Annotated in this window: 17 protein-coding genes and 2 tRNA genes; 5 read left to right on the top strand and 14 right to left on the bottom strand. The window is 54.2% G+C overall.

The features are described 5' to 3' along the window. Position 1: 1 nt before the first annotated feature. Positions 2 to 1486 carry a guanosine-5'-triphosphate,3'-diphosphate diphosphatase gene (gene gppA, locus DFO56_RS23415; RefSeq protein ID WP_020455996.1) on the top strand — a complete coding sequence of 495 codons (1485 nt, stop codon included), beginning with the start codon at positions 2 to 4 and terminating at the stop codon, positions 1484 to 1486. Positions 1487 to 1659: 173 nt separating this feature from the next. On the opposite strand, the gene rep is transcribed toward gppA, so the two are convergent. Continuing rightward, on the bottom strand, positions 1660 to 3681 hold the full coding sequence (rep, locus tag DFO56_RS23420; protein WP_045512916.1) for a DNA helicase Rep: 2022 nt from the start codon (positions 3679 to 3681) through the stop codon (positions 1660 to 1662). A gap of 268 nt (positions 3682 to 3949) precedes the next feature. On the opposite strand from rep, the gene ppiC reads away from it, so the two are divergent. Then, on the top strand, positions 3950 to 4231 hold the full coding sequence (gene ppiC, locus DFO56_RS23425; protein ID WP_001140255.1) for a peptidylprolyl isomerase PpiC: 282 nt from the start codon (positions 3950 to 3952) through the stop codon (positions 4229 to 4231). Positions 4232 to 4265: 34 nt separating this feature from the next. Here the strand turns inward: ppiC and DFO56_RS23430 are convergent, their stop codons facing one another. The 3 genes from DFO56_RS23430 to ilvC form a co-directional block, all read right to left on the bottom strand. After that, positions 4266 to 4631: a hypothetical protein gene (locus tag DFO56_RS23430; RefSeq protein WP_045512912.1), complete on the bottom strand. Its 366-nt coding sequence runs from the start codon at positions 4629 to 4631 to the stop codon at positions 4266 to 4268. Continuing rightward, the gene (locus DFO56_RS23435; RefSeq protein WP_045512910.1) at positions 4631 to 5068 is read right to left on the bottom strand and encodes an Rrf2 family transcriptional regulator; all 438 of its coding nucleotides are present in this window, start codon (positions 5066 to 5068) and stop codon (positions 4631 to 4633) included. Before DFO56_RS23435 ends, DFO56_RS23430 begins: the two co-directional genes overlap by 1 nt. Before the next feature lie 157 nt (positions 5069 to 5225). Continuing rightward, positions 5226 to 6701, bottom strand: a complete 1476-nt coding sequence (ilvC, locus tag DFO56_RS23440; RefSeq protein ID WP_020455992.1) for a ketol-acid reductoisomerase — start codon at positions 6699 to 6701, stop codon at positions 5226 to 5228. A gap of 217 nt (positions 6702 to 6918) precedes the next feature. Here ilvC and ilvY point away from each other — a divergent pair, with 217 nt between their 5' ends. Beyond that, positions 6919 to 7809, top strand: a complete 891-nt coding sequence (gene ilvY, locus DFO56_RS23445) for an HTH-type transcriptional activator IlvY (RefSeq protein WP_020455991.1) — start codon at positions 6919 to 6921, stop codon at positions 7807 to 7809. Here ilvY and ilvA read toward each other — a convergent pair. The 7 genes from ilvA to ilvL form a co-directional block, all read right to left on the bottom strand. Next, positions 7806 to 9350 carry a threonine ammonia-lyase, biosynthetic gene (gene ilvA, locus DFO56_RS23450; RefSeq protein WP_097407625.1) on the bottom strand — a complete coding sequence of 515 codons (1545 nt, stop codon included), beginning with the start codon at positions 9348 to 9350 and terminating at the stop codon, positions 7806 to 7808. The two genes, ilvY and ilvA, sit on opposite strands and share 4 nt — an antisense overlap. Before the next feature lie 2 nt (positions 9351 to 9352). Next, positions 9353 to 11203, bottom strand: a complete 1851-nt coding sequence (gene ilvD, locus DFO56_RS23455; RefSeq protein ID WP_020455989.1) for a dihydroxy-acid dehydratase — start codon at positions 11201 to 11203, stop codon at positions 9353 to 9355. A 187-nt stretch (positions 11204 to 11390) separates the two neighbouring features. Continuing rightward, entirely contained in the window at positions 11391 to 12320 is a 930-nt protein-coding gene (locus DFO56_RS23460) for a branched-chain amino acid transaminase (RefSeq protein ID WP_020455988.1), read from the bottom strand. 17 nt (positions 12321 to 12337) lie between these two features. Beyond that, entirely contained in the window at positions 12338 to 12607 is a 270-nt protein-coding gene (gene ilvM, locus DFO56_RS23465) for an acetolactate synthase 2 small subunit (RefSeq protein WP_017459702.1), read from the bottom strand. After that, positions 12604 to 14250 (bottom strand): acetolactate synthase 2 catalytic subunit, encoded by a 1647-nt coding sequence (gene ilvG, locus DFO56_RS23470; RefSeq protein WP_020455987.1) that lies wholly within the window; start codon positions 14248 to 14250, stop codon positions 12604 to 12606. The genes ilvM and ilvG overlap by 4 nt, the downstream gene beginning before the upstream one ends. A gap of 2 nt (positions 14251 to 14252) precedes the next feature. Then, the gene (gene ilvX, locus DFO56_RS25200) at positions 14253 to 14303 is read right to left on the bottom strand and encodes a peptide IlvX (protein WP_202819293.1); all 51 of its coding nucleotides are present in this window, start codon (positions 14301 to 14303) and stop codon (positions 14253 to 14255) included. Between the two features lie 86 nt (positions 14304 to 14389). Further along, a complete protein-coding gene (gene ilvL, locus DFO56_RS23475) occupies positions 14390 to 14488 on the bottom strand; it encodes an ilv operon leader peptide (protein ID WP_015966468.1) in 99 nt (32 codons plus the stop codon). A 318-nt stretch (positions 14489 to 14806) separates the two neighbouring features. Here ilvL and DFO56_RS23480 point away from each other — a divergent pair, with 318 nt between their 5' ends. Next, on the top strand, positions 14807 to 16327 hold the full coding sequence (locus DFO56_RS23480) for a YifB family Mg chelatase-like AAA ATPase (RefSeq protein ID WP_045512908.1): 1521 nt from the start codon (positions 14807 to 14809) through the stop codon (positions 16325 to 16327). Between the two features lie 26 nt (positions 16328 to 16353). Here DFO56_RS23480 and DFO56_RS23485 read toward each other — a convergent pair whose 3' ends face one another. Next, on the bottom strand, positions 16354 to 16692 hold the full coding sequence (locus DFO56_RS23485; RefSeq protein WP_017459699.1) for a DUF413 domain-containing protein: 339 nt from the start codon (positions 16690 to 16692) through the stop codon (positions 16354 to 16356). A 106-nt stretch (positions 16693 to 16798) separates the two neighbouring features. On the opposite strand from DFO56_RS23485, the gene hdfR reads away from it, so the two are divergent. Further along, positions 16799 to 17632 (top strand): HTH-type transcriptional regulator HdfR, encoded by an 834-nt coding sequence (gene hdfR, locus DFO56_RS23490; RefSeq protein WP_110093632.1) that lies wholly within the window; start codon positions 16799 to 16801, stop codon positions 17630 to 17632. A 96-nt stretch (positions 17633 to 17728) separates the two neighbouring features. Here the strand turns inward: hdfR and DFO56_RS23495 are convergent. Further along, a tRNA-Trp gene (locus tag DFO56_RS23495) sits at positions 17729 to 17804 on the bottom strand. An 8-nt stretch (positions 17805 to 17812) separates the two neighbouring features. Further along, positions 17813 to 17889 (bottom strand) — tRNA-Asp (locus tag DFO56_RS23500). Between the last annotated feature and the right edge of the window lie 17 nt (positions 17890 to 17906).

The raw sequence follows: 17906 nt of genomic DNA on the forward strand, positions 1-17906 counted from the left end.
TATGCTTGGTTCCGCCTCGCTCTATGCCGCTATTGATCTTGGATCTAACAGTTTTCATATGCTGGTTGTGCGCGAGGTGGCGGGAAGCATTCAGACGCTTTCTCGCATTAAACGTAAAGTTCGTCTGGCTGCAGGATTAAGCCCCGATAATCGTCTTTCTCAGGAAGCGATGGAGCGAGGCTGGCAGTGCCTGCGGCTGTTTTCCGAACGTCTACAGGATATTCCCCAGGAGCAAATCCGCGTCGTAGCAACGGCCACGTTGCGCCTGGCGGTTAACGCGCAGGAATTTATCGACAAAGCGCAAGAAATCCTCGGCTGCCCGGTGCAGGTCATTAGCGGCGAGGAAGAAGCGCGGCTGATTTATCAGGGCGTTGCGCACACGACAGGTGGCGCGGATCAGCGTCTGGTGGTTGATATTGGCGGCGCCAGCACGGAGCTGGTTACCGGCACCGGTGCACAAACGACCTCCCTTTTCAGCCTGTCGATGGGCTGTGTCACCTGGCTTGAGCGCTTTTTCACCGACCGAAATCTTGGGCAGGAAAACTTCACTGCCGCCGAACAGGCTGCGCGTGAGGTGCTGCGCCCGGTTGCCGATGAGCTTCGCCGCCATGGCTGGAAAGTTTGCGTCGGGGCATCGGGTACGGTTCAGGCGCTGCAAGAAATCATGATGGCGCAGGGCATGGATGAGCGCATCACCCTCGCTAAATTGCAGCAGCTTAAACAGCGCGCCATACAATGCGGGCGGCTTGAAGAGCTGGAAATCGAAGGCCTGACGCTTGAACGCGCTTTGGTATTCCCGAGCGGTCTGGCAATCCTTATCGCCATCTTCACCGAAATGAATATTGAAAGCATGACGCTGGCCGGTGGCGCATTACGCGAAGGTCTGGTCTACGGCATGCTGCACCTGGCGGTAGATGAAGACATTCGTAGCCGCACGCTGCGCAATATTCAACGCCGTTTTATTATCGATACCGATCAATCCCGTCGCGTGACAACGCTGGCTGGACGATTTGCGCAGGGTGTCGCTAAAGTGTGGGAATTAGATGCCTACAGCATCGAAATTCTGAAAGTTGCCAGCGAACTGCATGAAATTGGTTTGAGCATTGAGTTTAAGCAAGCACCGCTACACGCGGCATGGCTGGTACGTAATCTCGATTTGCCTGGGTTTACCCCCGCGCAAAAGAAACTGCTCGCGACACTGCTGCTTAATCAGACGAACGCGGTCGATCTCTCATCGTTGCATCAGCAAAATGCCGTACCACCGCGCGTAGCCGAACATCTTTGTCGCCTGCTTCGTCTTGCCATTATTTTCGCCAGCCGTCGTCGCGATGATCTGCTGCCGGAAATTGCGGTCACCGCGCAGGGAGAGAAGCTGGTGCTGACGCTACCGCAAGGGTGGCTGGCGAGTCACCCACTCGGCGCAGAACTGATTGATCAGGAAAGCCAGTGGCAGAGTTATGTGCACTGGTCGCTGGAAATCCAGTAATTCTCATACGGAATATAGCCCGCTCGCTGCGGGCTTTTTTATTACTTGCTGAAAACCAACGTTCAGCAGCGCTGCCGGATCCAACCTTACAGAGCGGGCAGACACCTCTTTTTACGTTTTCAACCCGCACTTCAGGAGTAGTAATCCACGCCGCCTTCGCTGAAGGTGGATTTTTATTTGTCCTTCGCTTTTGCCAGCATCGCGCGAATATTCGCCACGTTGGCCTGACCTTTATGCATGCGCTCTTCGGCACTGACCACTTTGCGTTCCTGCTCCCAAATCAGATCGTCCTGCGGTAATTCCAGCAGGAAGCGGCTCGGTTCCGGTCGGACTAACTCACCATACTGACGACGTTCTTTGCAGAGGGTAAAAATCAGCTCTTTCTGCGCACGGGTGATGCCCACATAAGCCAGCCGCCGCTCTTCATCGACGTTATCTTCATCGATACTGCTCTGGTGTGGCAATAACCCCTCTTCCATACCAACAAGGAAAACATACGGAAATTCAAGGCCTTTAGACGCGTGCAACGTCATCAACTGCACCTGATCGGATTCGTCGTCACTCTCGCCACGCTCCATCATGTCGCGCAGGGTAAAGCGCGTGACGACTTCCGCCAGCGTCATCGGCTCGTCCAGTTCGCTGCCTTCCAGCATCTCCGTCATCCAGCCGAACAGCGTGTTGACGTTTTTCATGCGCATCTCTGCCGCTTTCGGGCTGGCGGAGGTTTCGAACAGCCAGGACTCATAATCGATGCCGTGAATTAAATCGCGCACTGCCGCGATAGGCTCGCGTTCCGACAAACGCTGAACTTCACCGAGCCAGTGGGTAAAACGCGTCAGCGCGTCATAACCGCGCCCGGTCAGCGTCTGATTCAGGCCAACATCAAAGCTGGCAGCAAACAGGCTCTTATTACGTAACATTGCCCATTCGCCCAGCTTCTGCAGCGTTGCCGAGCCAATTTCACGCTTTGGCGTATTCACGATGCGCAGAAACGCACTGTCATCATCCGTATTGGTCAGCACCCGCAAATAAGCCAGCAGATCTTTGATTTCCGGGCGCGAAAAGAACGAGGTGCCGCCCGAAATCTTGTACGGGATGCGGTTCTGCATCAGGAATTTTTCGAATACGCGCGACTGGTGGTTGCCGCGATAGAGGATCGCATAATCCTTGTATGCGGTTTTGTTCACGAAGTGGTGAGCAATCAGCTCACCCGTCACGCGTTCGGCTTCATGTTCTTCGTGGTTGGCGCTGAGCACTTTCAGCTCGGTACCATAACCCAGCTCGGAAAAGAGTCGCTTTTCAAACACGTGTGGGTTGTTGGCGATGAGGATATTCGCTGCTTTCAGGATGCGCCCGGAAGAGCGATAGTTTTGTTCCAGCTTAATCACCTGCAATGCCGGGAAATCCTGGCTCAGCAGCACCAGGTTTTGCGGCCGCGCACCGCGCCACGAATAAATCGACTGGTCATCGTCACCCACGACGGTGAAGCGCGCGCGCTGGCCCACTAACAGCTTTACCAGCTCATACTGACTGGTGTTGGTGTCCTGATATTCGTCCACCAGCAGATAACGGATCTTGTTCTGCCAGCGTTCGCGCACCTCTTCGTTGCGCTGCAATAGCAGCGTCGGCAGCAGGATCAGGTCGTCAAAATCGAGTACGTTACACGCCTTCATATGGGCGTCGTACAGACCGTAGCAATGAGCAAAAATACGATCGCGCTCGCCGTTTGCGCGCGCAGCGGCCTGCGGCGGCGTCAGCAGATCGTTTTTCCAGTTTGAGATCGTGGAGATCAGTTGTTGCAACACCACTTTGTCATCGTCGATTAGCCCTTCGGTCAGATCTTTCAGCAACGCGACCTGATCGGTGTCGTCAAACAGGGAAAAGTTAGATTTCATCCCCAACGCGGCGAACTCACGTTTGATGATATTCAGCCCCAGCGTGTGGAACGTAGAGATCATCAGCCCGCGCGCCTCCTTACGCCCCAGCGTCTGCGCAACACGTTCTTTCATCTCGCGCGCCGCTTTGTTGGTAAAGGTTACCGCCGCGATATGTTTCGCCTGATAGCCACAGCCACGGATCAAATGGGCAATTTTATTGGTGATCACGCGTGTTTTACCGGATCCCGCTCCCGCCAGCACCAGGCATGGTCCGGTGACGAATTCGACGGCTTGTTGTTGTCCGGGGTTTAAACGCATAAAAAAATCACTCAATGAAAAGTCTGGAGGGGAAATATATACACAAAACCATTCAGGCCGTGAATCTTCAGCCGCTAACACACGTAAGTGGCGGGATAACGAATCTGCCGGGAACAGATTTAACGCAGCTTACTGCGGCACCCACGGTGCGAGGCCCTCGCATAAGTTGAGCCGCAAGCGCAACTTGAAGCCGAGGCAGAATGAAGACCGAAGTGTATAAACGCGTGGTAGTATAGCCAGCCTCAACAACCTCACTCAAGGCACGATCATGGCAAAAACCGCAGCAGCACTGCATATCCTTGTTAAAGAAGAGAAACTGGCACTGGATCTTCTGGAACAGATCAAAAACGGCGGCGATTTCGAAAAGCTGGCGAAGAAACACTCTATCTGCCCGTCAGGTAAAAAAGGCGGACATTTGGGCGAATTCCGTCAGGGCCAGATGGTTCCCGCGTTCGATAAAGTGGTGTTCTCCTGCCCGGTGCTGGAGCCAACCGGCCCGCTGCACACCCAGTTCGGTTACCACATCATCAAAGTGCTGTACCGCAACTAATGATTGAGCCTCTCATCACAGAGAGGCTGTTTTTTTATTTGTGCGATTGCAGCTTCTGCTGCGCGTCATGCTTCATCACATGCATGCTGATTGCCGCCTGGAACACTTTAAACATCAGGCCATTAATCAGGGTCGCCAGCGTAATGGTAATAAACGCCGTCATCACCCAGTCAATCAATGCAAAGCCGCTGTGCAGCAACGCAGGCCGGTACACCAGCATACCGCCAAACACCGCCCAGTGACTCAGACAATAAAAACACTGAAACAAGTGCCCTATCATCGCGTTCTTTTTCACCGTCCATTCACGAAAAGCCGCAAATAACTCCGTTTGCGTCACCGTTATTGAAATGCTGCTGGCAGCCAGCGCAATCATCAGGCAGGTGGTTAAATCTGCAATCATCAGTGGTGCCCCTTTTCGTTGAAGTAACTGATAAATTCCGCACCGACATCCTGTAGCGTCAGGTTTTTAAAACGTTCAAGGATCAGCGATTGTGCGTCGGCAAGCGTCGACGACATCACCCGGTTCACCCCTTGCTCAACCAGGCACTCAGGGTTCTCATTACGATTGCCCAATGCGAACAACGCAGGCGATCCCAGTGCAATATAGATATCGTAGAGAGTGACATGGCTGGCGGGATGACAAAGCCGCCAGCCGCCGTGGTGCCCTTTGGTCGCGCAGACAATCTGTTTTTCCCGTAACCCGGCGAGCAGTTTGCGAATAAACGCCGGGTTACCGTCGATGTATTCAGCCATCTGTTCCGATGTCATCGGTTTATCGGCCTGTTCCATGTGGAGCAGGATGTGCAGCGTCGCGGAGAATGAGTTATTTATTTTCATGTAACTTACGATATTACATAAAGACAAATTCAACAAGACGAATGGGCAAAAAAGATCGCATCCAGTGCAGCACATAAAAAAGCCCGGAAGCGCTAACGCCTCCGGGCTTGAATTTTTCGATGAATGTCGGCTTATCGTTGCCGAAAGACGACCGGATTTAGCTCGCGACGGCGATACGTTTCATGTCCGTCATATAACCGCGCAGTTTCTGACCCACTTTCTCAATAGCGTGGCTGCGAATCGCATCATTCACATCACGCAGTTGCGCGTTATCTACCGCGCCTTCGGCAATCGCTTTACCCAAATCGCCCGTTTGCAGCGTGGTCATAAACTCTTTCAGCAGCGGTACGCAAGCGTAAGAGAACAGGTAGTTGCCGTACTCTGCGGTATCGGAAATAACCACGTTCATCTCATACAGACGTTTACGCGCGATGGTGTTGGCAATCAGCGGCAGTTCGTGCAGCGATTCATAGTAAGCAGACTCTTCGATAATGCCGGACGCCACCATGGTTTCGAACGCCAGTTCAACGCCCGCTTTCACCATCGCAATCATCAGCACGCCTTTATCAAAATACTCCTGCTCGCTGATTTTGCCTTCAAACTGCGGTGCGGTTTCGAACGCGGTTTTACCGGTTTCTTCACGCCAGGTCAGCAGTTTCTTATCGTCGTTGGCCCAGTCAGCCATCATGCCGGAAGAGAACTCGCCGGAGATGATGTCGTCCATATGTTTCTGGAACAGTGGCGCCATGATGCCTTTCAGCTGTTCAGACAGCGCGTAAGCACGCAGTTTCGCCGGATTGGACAAGCGATCCATCATCAGCGTAATACCGCCCTGTTTCAGCGCTTCGGTGATGGTTTCCCAGCCGAACTGAATCAGTTTTTCTGCGTAAGCCGGGTCGGTACCGTCAGCCACCAGCTTGTCAAAGCACAGCAGAGAACCCGCCTGCAACATGCCGCAGAGGATAGTCTGCTCGCCCATCAGGTCAGATTTCACTTCCGCAACGAAAGAGGACTCCAGAACACCCGCACGGTGACCACCGGTTGCCGCAGCCCAGGCTTTAGCAATTGCCATCCCTTCGCCTTTCGGGTCGTTTTCCGGGTGGACGGCAATCAGCGTCGGAACGCCGAAACCGCGTTTGTACTCTTCGCGCACTTCAGTACCTGGGCACTTCGGCGCCACCATCACGACGGTGATGTCTTTACGGATCTGCTCACCCACTTCCACGATATTGAAACCGTGAGAGTAGCCCAGTGCCGCGCCGTCTTTCATCAGCGGCTGCACGGAACGCACGACGTCAGAGTGCTGTTTGTCCGGCGTCAGGTTCACGACCAGATCCGCCTGCGGGATCAGCTCTTCATACGTGCCAACTTTAAAACCGTTTTCGGTCGCTTTGCGCCAGGACGCGCGTTTTTCCGCAATGGCTTCTTTACGCAGCGCGTAAGAGATATCCAGACCGGAGTCACGCATGTTCAGGCCCTGGTTCAGGCCCTGGGCACCGCAGCCGACGATGACCACTTTTTTACCCTGAAGGTAGCTTGCGCCATCGGCAAATTCGTCACGCGCCATGAAGCGGCATTTGCCCAGCTGCGCCAGCTGCTGGCGCAGGTTCAGTGTATTAAAGTAGTTAGCCATTTGAGACCTCGTCGTGTGATGTTGTGTTGTGCCGTTCTTCTTTTGCGCTAACGCTTTCGATTTTCTGTTGCGCAAATTATTCAGGGCAATATTTATTGTTCAGTTCGCTGATAAGCGAGATTGAACCCACTATATGACAGGAAATGCGTTGCTTAAATTGATATATTAACAATGTCACATTGCAATTTTTGCAATGTAAATTTGTGGAGTCTGTCTCATGGATTTACGCGATCTGAAAACGTTCCTGCATCTGGCCGAAAGCCGCCATTTTGGCCGCAGCGCGCGCGCCATGCATGTCAGCCCTTCCACGCTTTCGCGACAAATCCAGCGGCTGGAAGAAGATCTCGGGCAGCCGCTGTTTGTGCGCGATAACCGTACCGTCACGCTGACTGAAGCGGGTGAAGAGTTGCGCGTTTTCGCGCAGCAAACGTTATTGCAGTATCAGCAATTGCGCCACACCATCGACCAGCAAGGCCCGTCGCTTTCCGGCGAGCTGCATCTTTTCTGTTCCGTCACCGCGGCTTACAGCCATTTGCCGCCGATTCTTGATCGCTTTCGCGCGGAACATCCGTCGGTAGAGATCAAGCTCACCACCGGCGATGCCGCTGATGCGATGGAAAAAGTGGTCACTGGCGAAGCGGATCTGGCTATTGCCGGGAAACCGGAAACGTTGCCCGGCGCGGTCGCCTTTTCGATGCTGGAAAACCTGGCCGTGGTGCTGATAGCACCTGCGCTCCCCTGCCCGGTGCGGAACCAGGTTTCGCAGCCCGAACCAGACTGGTCCACCGTGCCGTTTATCATGGCCGATCAGGGCCCAGTGCGCCGCCGTATCGAACTATGGTTCCGCCGCCACAAAATCAGCAACCCGTCGATTTACGCTACCGTCGGCGGTCACGAAGCGATGGTGTCAATGGTCGCGCTCGGCTGCGGCGTGGCCCTAATCCCGGAAGTGGTGCTGGAAAACAGCCCGGAGCCAGTACGCAACCGCGTGATGATCCTTGAGCGCAGCGATGAGAAAACGCCGTTTGAGCTTGGCGTGTGTGTACAAAAAAAGCGGCTCTATGAGCCGCTTATTGATGCGTTCTGGAAAATCCTGCCAAACAACTAACCGGCAAGGAAAAAACGGAACGCCGGGTTATGCGTTTCATCGTGGCATTCGTAGCCCAGCTCGTTGAGCCGGGTTTCGAAATCTGGCTCATGCTCGCCCAGTTCGAATGCTGCCAGAACGCGCCCATAATCGGTGCCGTGGCTGCGGTAATGGAACAATGAAATATTCCAGTGCGTACCAAGCGTATGCAGGAACTTCAGCAGCGCGCCGGGCGATTCCGGGAACTCAAAACTGTACAGGCGTTCGCGCAGCGGTTTCGACGGTCGCCCGCCCACCATGTAACGCACGTGCAGTTTCGCCATCTCATCGTCGGAAAGATCCACGACGCTATAACCGCCTTGATGCAGCAGATCGAGGATCTCTTTGCGCTCCTCCAGCCCCCGACTTAAACGCACGCCGACAAAAATGCAGGCGTCTTTCGCATCGGCAAAGCGATAGTTAAATTCGGTTACGGAACGCCCGCCCAACAACTGGCAGAACTTCAGGAAGCTACCTTTCTCTTCCGGAATGGTCACCGCCAGCAGCGCTTCCCGCTGCTCGCCCAGCTCGCAACGCTCAGAAACATAACGTAAGCCGTGGAAATTAACGTTCGCGCCGGAAAGCACATGCGCCAGCCGTTCGCCGCGAATATTGTGTTTCGCGATGTACTTTTTCATCCCCGCCAGCGCCAGCGCACCGGACGGTTCCGCCACCGCACGGACATCTTCGAACAGATCTTTCATCGCCGCACAAATTGCATCGCTATCGACAGTGATGATGTCATCGAGATACGCCTGGCACAGACGGAAAGTTTCGTTACCAATGCGTTTTACCGCCACGCCTTCGGCAAACAAGCCCACGCGCGGTAACTCGACCGGATGACCCGCATCCAGCGCCGCTTTCAGGCAGGCGGAGTCTTCCGCCTCAACGGCGATCACTTTGATTTGCGGCATCAACTGTTTAATCAACACCGCCACGCCCGCCGCTAAACCGCCGCCGCCGACCGGCACAAAAACCCGATCGATATGCGCATCCTGTTGCAGCAACTCCAGCGCCAGCGTGCCCTGTCCGGCAATCACCATCGGGTGATCAAACGGCGGTACAAAGGTGAAACCTTGTTGCTCAGCCAGTTCAATGGCTTTCGCTTTCGCTTCGTCGAAATTGGCACCGTGCAACAGCACTTCGCCACCAAAGCCGCGCACCGCATCCACTTTGATATCCGCCGTCGCCACTGGCATCACAATCAGCGATTTGATCCCCAGACGCGTCGATGACATTGCCACGCCCTGCGCGTGGTTGCCCGCAGAAGCAGTAATCACGCCGTGCGCTTTTTGCTCAGGCGTCAGCCCGGCAATCATTGCGTACGCGCCACGCAGCTTAAAGCTGTGCACCGGCTGGCGGTCTTCGCGCTTCACCAGAATTACGTTGTCGAGACGCGAAGAGAGTTTCTCCATTTTTTGCAGCGGCGTTACCTGCGCCGCTTCGTAAACCGGCGCACGCAGCACCGCTCTCAGATATTCCGCCCCTTCGGGAGCGGCTGAGAGGGGTTGGGATTCGGCCATCATTAACCCCCAAGTTTGGATTTATCGCGTACCGCGCCTTTATCCGCACTGGTCGCGAGACTGGCATAAGCGCGCAGCGCGAAGGAGACCTGACGCTCACGGTCAACCGGCGTCCAGGCCTTATCGCCTCGGGCTTCCTGCGCTTCACGGCGCGCTGCCAGTTCACGATCGCTCAGTTGCAGTTGAATGCTGCGGCTCGGAATATCAATAGCGATAATGTCGCCATCTTCAATCAGGCCGATATTGCCGCCGCTTGCCGCTTCCGGAGAAACATGGCCAATGGAAAGGCCGGAAGTCCCGCCGGAGAAACGCCCATCGGTGATCAGCGCACACGCTTTGCCGAGGCCCATCGATTTCAGGAAGCTGGTTGGGTAGAGCATTTCCTGCATCCCCGGCCCGCCTTTCGGCCCTTCATAGCGAATCACCACCACATCACCGGCGACAACTTTACCGCCGAGAATGGCTTCCACCGCCGCGTCCTGGCTTTCATACACTTTTGCCGGACCGGTAAAGGTCAGGTTGCTGTCATCAACGCCTGCGGTTTTAACGATACAGCCGTTTTCCGCAAAATTGCCGTACAGCACGGCCAGGCCACCATCTTTGCTGTAAGCATGCTCCAGCGAACGGATACAGCCTTCAGCGCGATCGTCATCCAGCGTGTCCCAGCGGCAATTCTGGGAAAACGCCTGCGTGGTGCGGATACCGGCTGGCCCCGCGCGGAACATGGTTTTCACCGCGTCGTCTTTGGTCAGCATCACGTCGTACTGCTCAAGGGTTTGCGGCAGCGTCAGACCGAGCACGTTTTTCACGTCACGGTTTAACAAGTTAGCGCGATCCAGCTCACCCAGGATGCCCAGCACGCCACCGGCGCGGTGCACATCCTCCATATGGTATTTCTGCGTACTCGGCGCGACTTTACATAGCTGCGGAACTTTGCGGGACAGCTTATCGATATCACTCATGGTGAAATCAATTTCTGCTTCCTGCGCGGCGGCCAGCAGATGCAGAACAGTATTAGTAGAGCCGCCCATGGCGATATCCAGCGTCATGGCGTTTTCAAACGCCGCTTTACTGGCGATGGAACGCGGCAGTGCGCTGGTGTCATCCTGCTCGTAATAGCGTTTGGTCAGCTCAACAATGCGTTTGCCCGCGTTGATGAACAGTTCTTTGCGGTCAGCGTGGGTCGCCAGCAGCGAGCCGTTACCCGGCTGTGACAGCCCCAGCGCTTCGGTCAGACAGTTCATTGAGTTGGCGGTAAACATGCCGGAGCAGGATCCGCAAGTGGGGCAGGCGGAACGTTCTACCTGCTCGCTCTGATCGTCAGAAACTTTCGGATCCGCGCCCTGAATCATGGCATCCACCAGATCGAGTTTAATTATCTGGTTGGAGAGTTTTGTTTTCCCGGCTTCCATCGGGCCGCCGGAGACGAAAATCACCGGAATATTCAACCGCAGAGAAGCCATCAGCATCCCGGGGGTGATTTTGTCGCAGTTGGAAATACACACCATTGCGTCAGCGCAGTGGGCATTGACCATATATTCAACGGAATCGGCAATCAGCTCGCGGGAAGGCAGTGAATAAAGCATGCCGCCGTGGCCCATGGCGATACCGTCATCAACGGCAATCGTGTTGAACTCTTTCGCCACGCCGCCTGCGGCTTCGATTTGCTCCGCAACCAGCTTACCGAGATCGCGCAGGTGAACGTGGCCCGGCACGAACTGGGTAAACGAGTTCACGACGGCGATAATCGGCTTGCCGAAATCGGCGTCGGTCATCCCGGTTGCGCGCCACAGCGCGCGGGCACCCGCCATATTGCGCCCGTGGGTGGTGGTGGCGGAACGGTACTTAGGCATGCTCTTTTACTCCCGTCTATCTTGTCGATGGGGTGGTGCGTGCCATCCCATATTTATTTGCTATACCCTGAATGATTCGGGTTGTAGGAAGGCGGCAAGCGAGCGAATCCCCGGGAGCTTACATAAGTAAGTGACTGGGGTGAACGAGTGCGGCCAACACACCTACAACCTGAAGTATGACGGGTATTTATGGATTAACTTGATCCAACCAGCCCCACTTATCTTCCGTTTCACCGGTGAACAGGCCAAAGAATGCTTGCTGAATACGTTTGGTGACCGGGCCACAACGACCTTCACCAACCTGAATACCATCAACGCTGCGCACCGGCGTAATTTCCGCTGCCGTACCGGACATAAACACTTCATCCGCCAGATACAGCGATTCGCGGGACAGCACCTGCTCACGAACTTCGATGTTCAGCTCTTTCGCCAGCTTGATGATCGCATCGCGAGTGATACCCGGCAGGGCGGAAGAGGTAAACGGCGGCGTGAACAGGATGCCATCTTTTACTTCAAACAGGTTTTCGCCCGCACCTTCAGAGATGTAGCCGTTAACGTCCAGCGCAATGCCTTCCTGGTAACCGTGGCGGCGCGCTTCGCTGCCAACCAGCAGGGAAGAGAGGTAATTTCCGCCCGCTTTCGCGGCTGTCGGGATGGTGTTCGGCGCAACACGGTTCCAGGAAGAAACCATCGCGTCGATCCCCTGATCCAGTGCTTCCGCACCGAGGTAAGCCCCCCACGGGAAGGCAGCGATAATCACATCAGTGGTGTAGCCCGCCGGCGGGTTAACACCCATGCCAACATCGCCCACAAATACCAGCGGACGAATATAGGCGCTGGTCAGATTGTTTTTGCGGATCACTGCGCGGCAGGCTTCCATCAGCTCGTCGACGCTCTGAGATACCGGGAAACGATAGATTTTGGCGGAATCGCGCAGACGCTGCATATGTTCACGATGGCGGAACACTACCGGACCTTTGTGCGAGTCATAGCAACGGATGCCTTCAAATACGGAAGTACCGTAATGCAGCGCGTGGGACATCACGTGGACTTTCGCATCTTCCCAACGAACCATCTCGCCATTAGACCAAATGTAGTCTGCTTTTTTCGTCGTCATTATTCTTCCTTTTGCGCTTACGCGCGGATTTGTTGTGATTGTGATGATGTGGCACGCTGGCGGATATCAACCCGGGCAACGTCAACAAGTTTGCTTAACTGGCTAAACAGTAATTCGACAGGCCGCGGGCTGGCAACGGTCAATTCGATATTTATGTTCCGCGCATCACTGGCGGTTTCCATATTCATGGCACACACCTGAAAGCCACGGTGACGCACCACGCGCAGCACGCGTTCTAACGTTTCAGGATTGAAGCGGGCCTCAACGGCGACCTGATGTTGCATCATGATAATTTCTCCAGCATTTGTGAGTTACTGGCGCCGGGCGGCACCAACGGCCAGACATTCTCAAGTTCATCGATTGAGACATGAAGCAGGTATGGCCCTGGGCTCGTGAGCATCGTGTCGAGTGCCGCTTCAACCTGGTCTTTTCGGGTGATGTGCTGGCCGGGAATGCCGAAAGCGCTGGCCAGCGTGAGGAAATCGGGGTTATCAGTCAGGGTGGTTTCACTATAACGCTCGTTGAAGAATAACTGCTGCCACTGGCGAACCATCCCTAAACGCTGGTTGTCCAGTAAGACAATCTTCAGCGGTAATTGCTTACGTTTAACGGTGCCGAGCTCCTGAACATTCATCATGAAGGAGCCGTCACCGGAGATACAGATTACCGTATCGTCCGGGCGGGCAACCTGCGCGCCAACAGCGGCCGGCAAACCGAAGCCCATCGTACCTAATCCACTGGACGTGATGAAATCTTCCGGGCGGCTGAAACACAAATGTTGCGCCGCCCACATCTGATGCTGGCCAACGTCGGTAGTGACCACGCTGTTTTCCGGTTTGCGATCGGAGAGCTGTTTTAACAACAGCGGCGCGTAAATAGCGTCGCCTGGATGATCGTAACGCCAGGCATGTTCGCGACGCAGATCCGCGCTGTATTGACGCCACGCATCAATTGCCAGCGGCTGTTGCAGCGCAGGCAGCAACGCGTTTAAATCGCCCTGCAACGCAACGTGCGCCTGGCGCAGTTTGCTCATTTCCGCCGGGTCGATATCCATATGGATCACTTTGGCGTTCGGCGCGAAGGTATTCAATTTGCCGGTCACGCGATCGTCAAAGCGGGCGCCAACGGCAATCAGCAAGTCACACTCCTGCACGGCAAAATTCGCGGCTTTCGTACCGTGCATCCCCAGCATGCCGAGATAGTAAGCATAATCAGTTTCCACCGCGCCCAGCCCTTTCAGCGTGCAAGTGACTGGCATTTGCGTCACGCTCAGAAACTCACGCAGCGCCGGAACCGCCTGCGCCATGCCCACACCGCCGCCAACATACAGCATCGGTTTTGTTGCCTGCGAGAGCATCTGCACGGCCTGCTCCACTTCCGCTTGCGGGAAATAATGTTCATCGTCGACGGTCGCGAACCAGGGATCCAGATCGCCTACAGCCAACTGGATGTCTTTTGGAATATCCACCAGAACCGGGCCCGGGCGGCCGGAATTGGCCACGTAGAAAGCCTCAGCCATGACACGCGGTAACTCTTCCAGCGATTCAACCAGAAAGCTGTGCTTCGTGCAGGCGAGGGATAAACCCAGTACGTCCACTTCCTGAAACGCGTCGGTACCGATAAGCGGAGCAGCAACCTGGCCGGTGATGGCAACAACCGGAACGGAATCTAATAACGCATCAGCAAGACCGGTGATCAGGTTCGTCGCACCTGGGCCGGAGGTAGCGATGCAAACGCCGGTTTTACCAGTGGCCCGAGCATAGCCGATAGCGGCCATCGCCGCGCCCTGCTCGTGCCGGCAAAGTAGGTGTTCCACGCCGCCGTCATACAATGCATCGTAAACCGGCATAATTGCGCCGCCCGGATAGCCGAAGACGATATCGACTTTCTGCGCTCGCAACGCATGTACCACCCACTGTGCCCCATTCATAGTCAGTTCCCCGCCGGATATCGGGAGAAACAGAATTTTGTGCTACTACTCATCCTCTGCTCCTCGTTTATGTTTTTAGGTCATAAAAAAACCCCCGGACCTTTCGGTGCGGGGGTCTTAGTTCGTTAAGGCTTGTTTTTTAAGCCTTTCCTCGTCCAAGTGCAGCCCCGCACGGTGGGATAATAATCACCACCACGCTAATCACGACCAGGCTAATCACTCGTAGAAGGGCTTTCATTTGTGTTCGTTCTTGCTTCATGTTCGAAGGAATGCCTAAAGAGGTAACACAGATTTAAGACAAGAAACAAGAAAAATTTATGACGCAGTTTGCGACCGCACCGACAAATTGACGAAAAATGGTTGTTTTATATAGAGAAAAGTCTTGGTGAAAATTTCTCACCTCTTGCACTAGCAATACAACGCTGCGATCAACATTCCAATACGATGAAAAAAGGGGCTAATTGCAGTGAAACGCAGGAAACGCGCACGCAAAAGCAGCGTTTCGATAATGAAAAGCGATAATCAAAACAGATAATGTCTGTGAAAAGGAGAGCCTATGGCATTGTCTGTAATTTATACGCGAGCGGCGTTAGGTGTGACGGCCCCCCTGGTCACCGTTGAAGTGCATATCAGTAACGGGCTGCCGGGGCTGACTATTGTTGGGCTTCCGGAAACCACGGTTAAGGAAGCACGCGATCGTGTTCGTAGCGCCATTATCAACAGCGGATATGAATTCCCGGCGAAACGGATCACCATCAACCTGGCACCCGCGGACCTGCCCAAAGAAGGTGGACGATACGATTTACCCATCGCTATCGCGCTTCTGTCCGCTTCTGAGCAGCTAACGGCATCAGAGCTGAGTCGTTATGAATTTGTTGGCGAACTTGCCCTTACAGGCGCATTACGTGGGGTTCCTGGCGCCATCTCTTCTGTCATTGAAGCGGTAAAAGCCAACAGACGCATCGTTATTGCCAGAGAAAACGAAGCTGAAGCCAGCCTCACAGAAACACAGGAGTGTCTGGTCGCCGACCATTTACAGGAAGTATGTGCGTTTCTGGAAGGAAAACAGGCATTACCTTCACCTGCCCCCTTTTATAGCAGCCAGGAGGCCGCCAGTGAGGATTTAAGCGATGTTATTGGACAAGAACAAGGGAAGCGCGCACTGGAAATCACTGCGGCAGGTGGACATAACCTGTTGCTAATCGGACCTCCGGGCACGGGCAAGACTATGTTGGCCAGTCGGTTGGCGGGATTGTTGCCGCCATTGAGCAACCAGGAAGCGCTGGAAAGCGCGGCCATTATGAGCGTGGTAAATTCAGCGGCACTCTCTCGCCACTGGCGAAGACGCCCATTCAGAGCACCGCATCACAGCGCTTCACTGGCGGCACTTGTCGGCGGTGGCGCAATACCAGGCCCGGGCGAGATTTCGCTGGCGCATAATGGCGTTCTGTTTCTGGATGAATTACCGGAATTTGAACGCCGCGTGCTGGATGCACTCCGCGAACCTATTGAATCCGGACAAATTCATCTCTCGAGGGCAAGGGCGAAAGTTACCTATCCCGCTCGTTTCCAGTTAATCGCCGCCATGAACCCGAGCCCGACCGGCCATTACCGGGGAAATCATAACCGCTCGACACCGGAGCAAACGCTGCGCTATTTGGGAAAGCTATCAGGTCCTTTTCTCGATCGCTTCGATCTCTCGCTTGAGGTCCCCTTGCTTGCTCCGGGGTCAATGAGCCAGCCACAGCAAAAAGGCGAAAGCAGTGAAACGGTACGCTTACGGGTTATTCAGGCCCGGGCACGGCAGTATCAGCGGCAGAATAAACTCAACGCGCATCTGGATAGCAGCGAAACAAAACAGCTTTGTAAACTTAACAGAGAAGACGGGAATTGGCTGGAAGAGACGTTAACACGTCTGGGATTGTCTGTACGCGCCTGGCAACGCCTGCTGAGAGTTGCACGAACGATAGCCGATCTTGAAGAAGAGCCAGTGATCCAGCGCGCGCATCTGCAGGAAGCGTTAAGTTATCGCGCAATCGACAGGCTACTGATTCATTTGCAAAAGATGCTGATGTAAAAAAAGGGGCCGTAGCCCCTTTTCTCTTAATCTTCGGAATCCGTATAGTCTTCCGCACCTTCCATCTGTGGTTTCCCACCTGAAAGAGTGTGAAAGCGCTTCGGACGCTTAATGCGCGCCATATACTTGATCCAGACGCGTTCTGCTTCGGTGTCTGGCTCACGCTCTCCACGGCACACTGCAACGAATTGCGTTTCTTCTGCAGTCACTGGTTCACGCTTACCGAGTTCCAGTTCGTTAAAAGCATAACCATGGCGCTCAAGCAGTTGCGCCTCTTTGATGGTGAAGTCACCGTGGCGAGAGAACCCGCGCGGATAATTCTTATTGTCGAAAAAACGATTTGTCGTCGTAAAGCTTTCCGCCATCCTGCACGCTCCTAATTCTTTGGCCGAGCTATTTATGGCGCGGAGTATTAGTTACGCTTGACAGAGTGTAAAACAAAACATTTAAATCATTACGACAAATATTTTTGTGGAGAAAACTGTGGATACGGAATTACTAAAAACTTTCCTCGAAGTTAGCAGGACTCGTCACTTCGGCCGTGCAGCCGAAGCACTCTATCTGACCCAGTCCGCGGTGAGTTTTCGTATTCGCCAGTTAGAGAACCAGCTTGGGGTTAATCTCTTTACACGCCATCGCAACAATATCCGCCTGACGGCAGCTGGCGAGAAGCTGCTGCCGTATGCGGAAACATTGATGAGTACCTGGCAAGCAGCAAGAAAGGAAGTGGCGCACACATCGCGACACCACCAATTTTCTATTGGGGCCAGCGCATCCCTATGGGAATGCATGCTTAGCGATTGGTTAACCAGGCTGTATAACCTGCAAGGAAACCTTCAGTTCGAAGCACGAATTGCACAACGGCAATCATTGGTTAAACAGTTACACGAGCGGCAACTGGATCTGTTGATCACGACTGAAACGCCAAAGATGGATGAGTTTAGCAGCCAGTTGCTCGGCCATTTCACACTTGCGCTTTATTGCGCAGCCCCGGAAAAGAGCAAATCAGAATTGAACTACCTGCGCCTCGAATGGGGACCGGATTTTCAACAGCATGAGTCAGAGTTAATCGCCAGTGATGACGTGCCAACATTGACGACCAGTTCAGCAGAAGTGGCCCATCAGCAATTACCGCAGCTTAATGGCTGCACCTGGCTACCTGTTTCATGGGCAGAACAAAAGGATAAGTTATATCCAGTTACTGATACAACGATGCTTTCTCGTCCACTTTATGCAATTTGGCTGCAAAACAGCGATAAACAGAATCAGATCCGCGATCTTTTGAAAATCAAAGTGATTGATTGAATATTTGTGGCAAGGATGCCTGCGAGAGATTTTCTGTAGAGTGGATGCTGAAAAAGAAGCAAAAAAAAATCCTTAGCAGATGCTAAGGATTATTTCTGGCAGGGGCGGAGGGACTCGAACCCCCAACACCCGGTTTTGGAGACCGGTGCTCTACCAATTGAACTACGCCCCTAATTAGGGTGGCGGAACGGACGGGACTCGAACCCGCGACCCCCTGCGTGACAGGCAGGTATTCTAACCGACTGAACTACCGCTCCACCGAATTTCTTCACAA

It is taken from the genome of Kosakonia sp. AG348, from assembly GCF_003337365.1.
In the GTDB taxonomy this organism is placed as follows: domain Bacteria; phylum Pseudomonadota; class Gammaproteobacteria; order Enterobacterales; family Enterobacteriaceae; genus Kosakonia.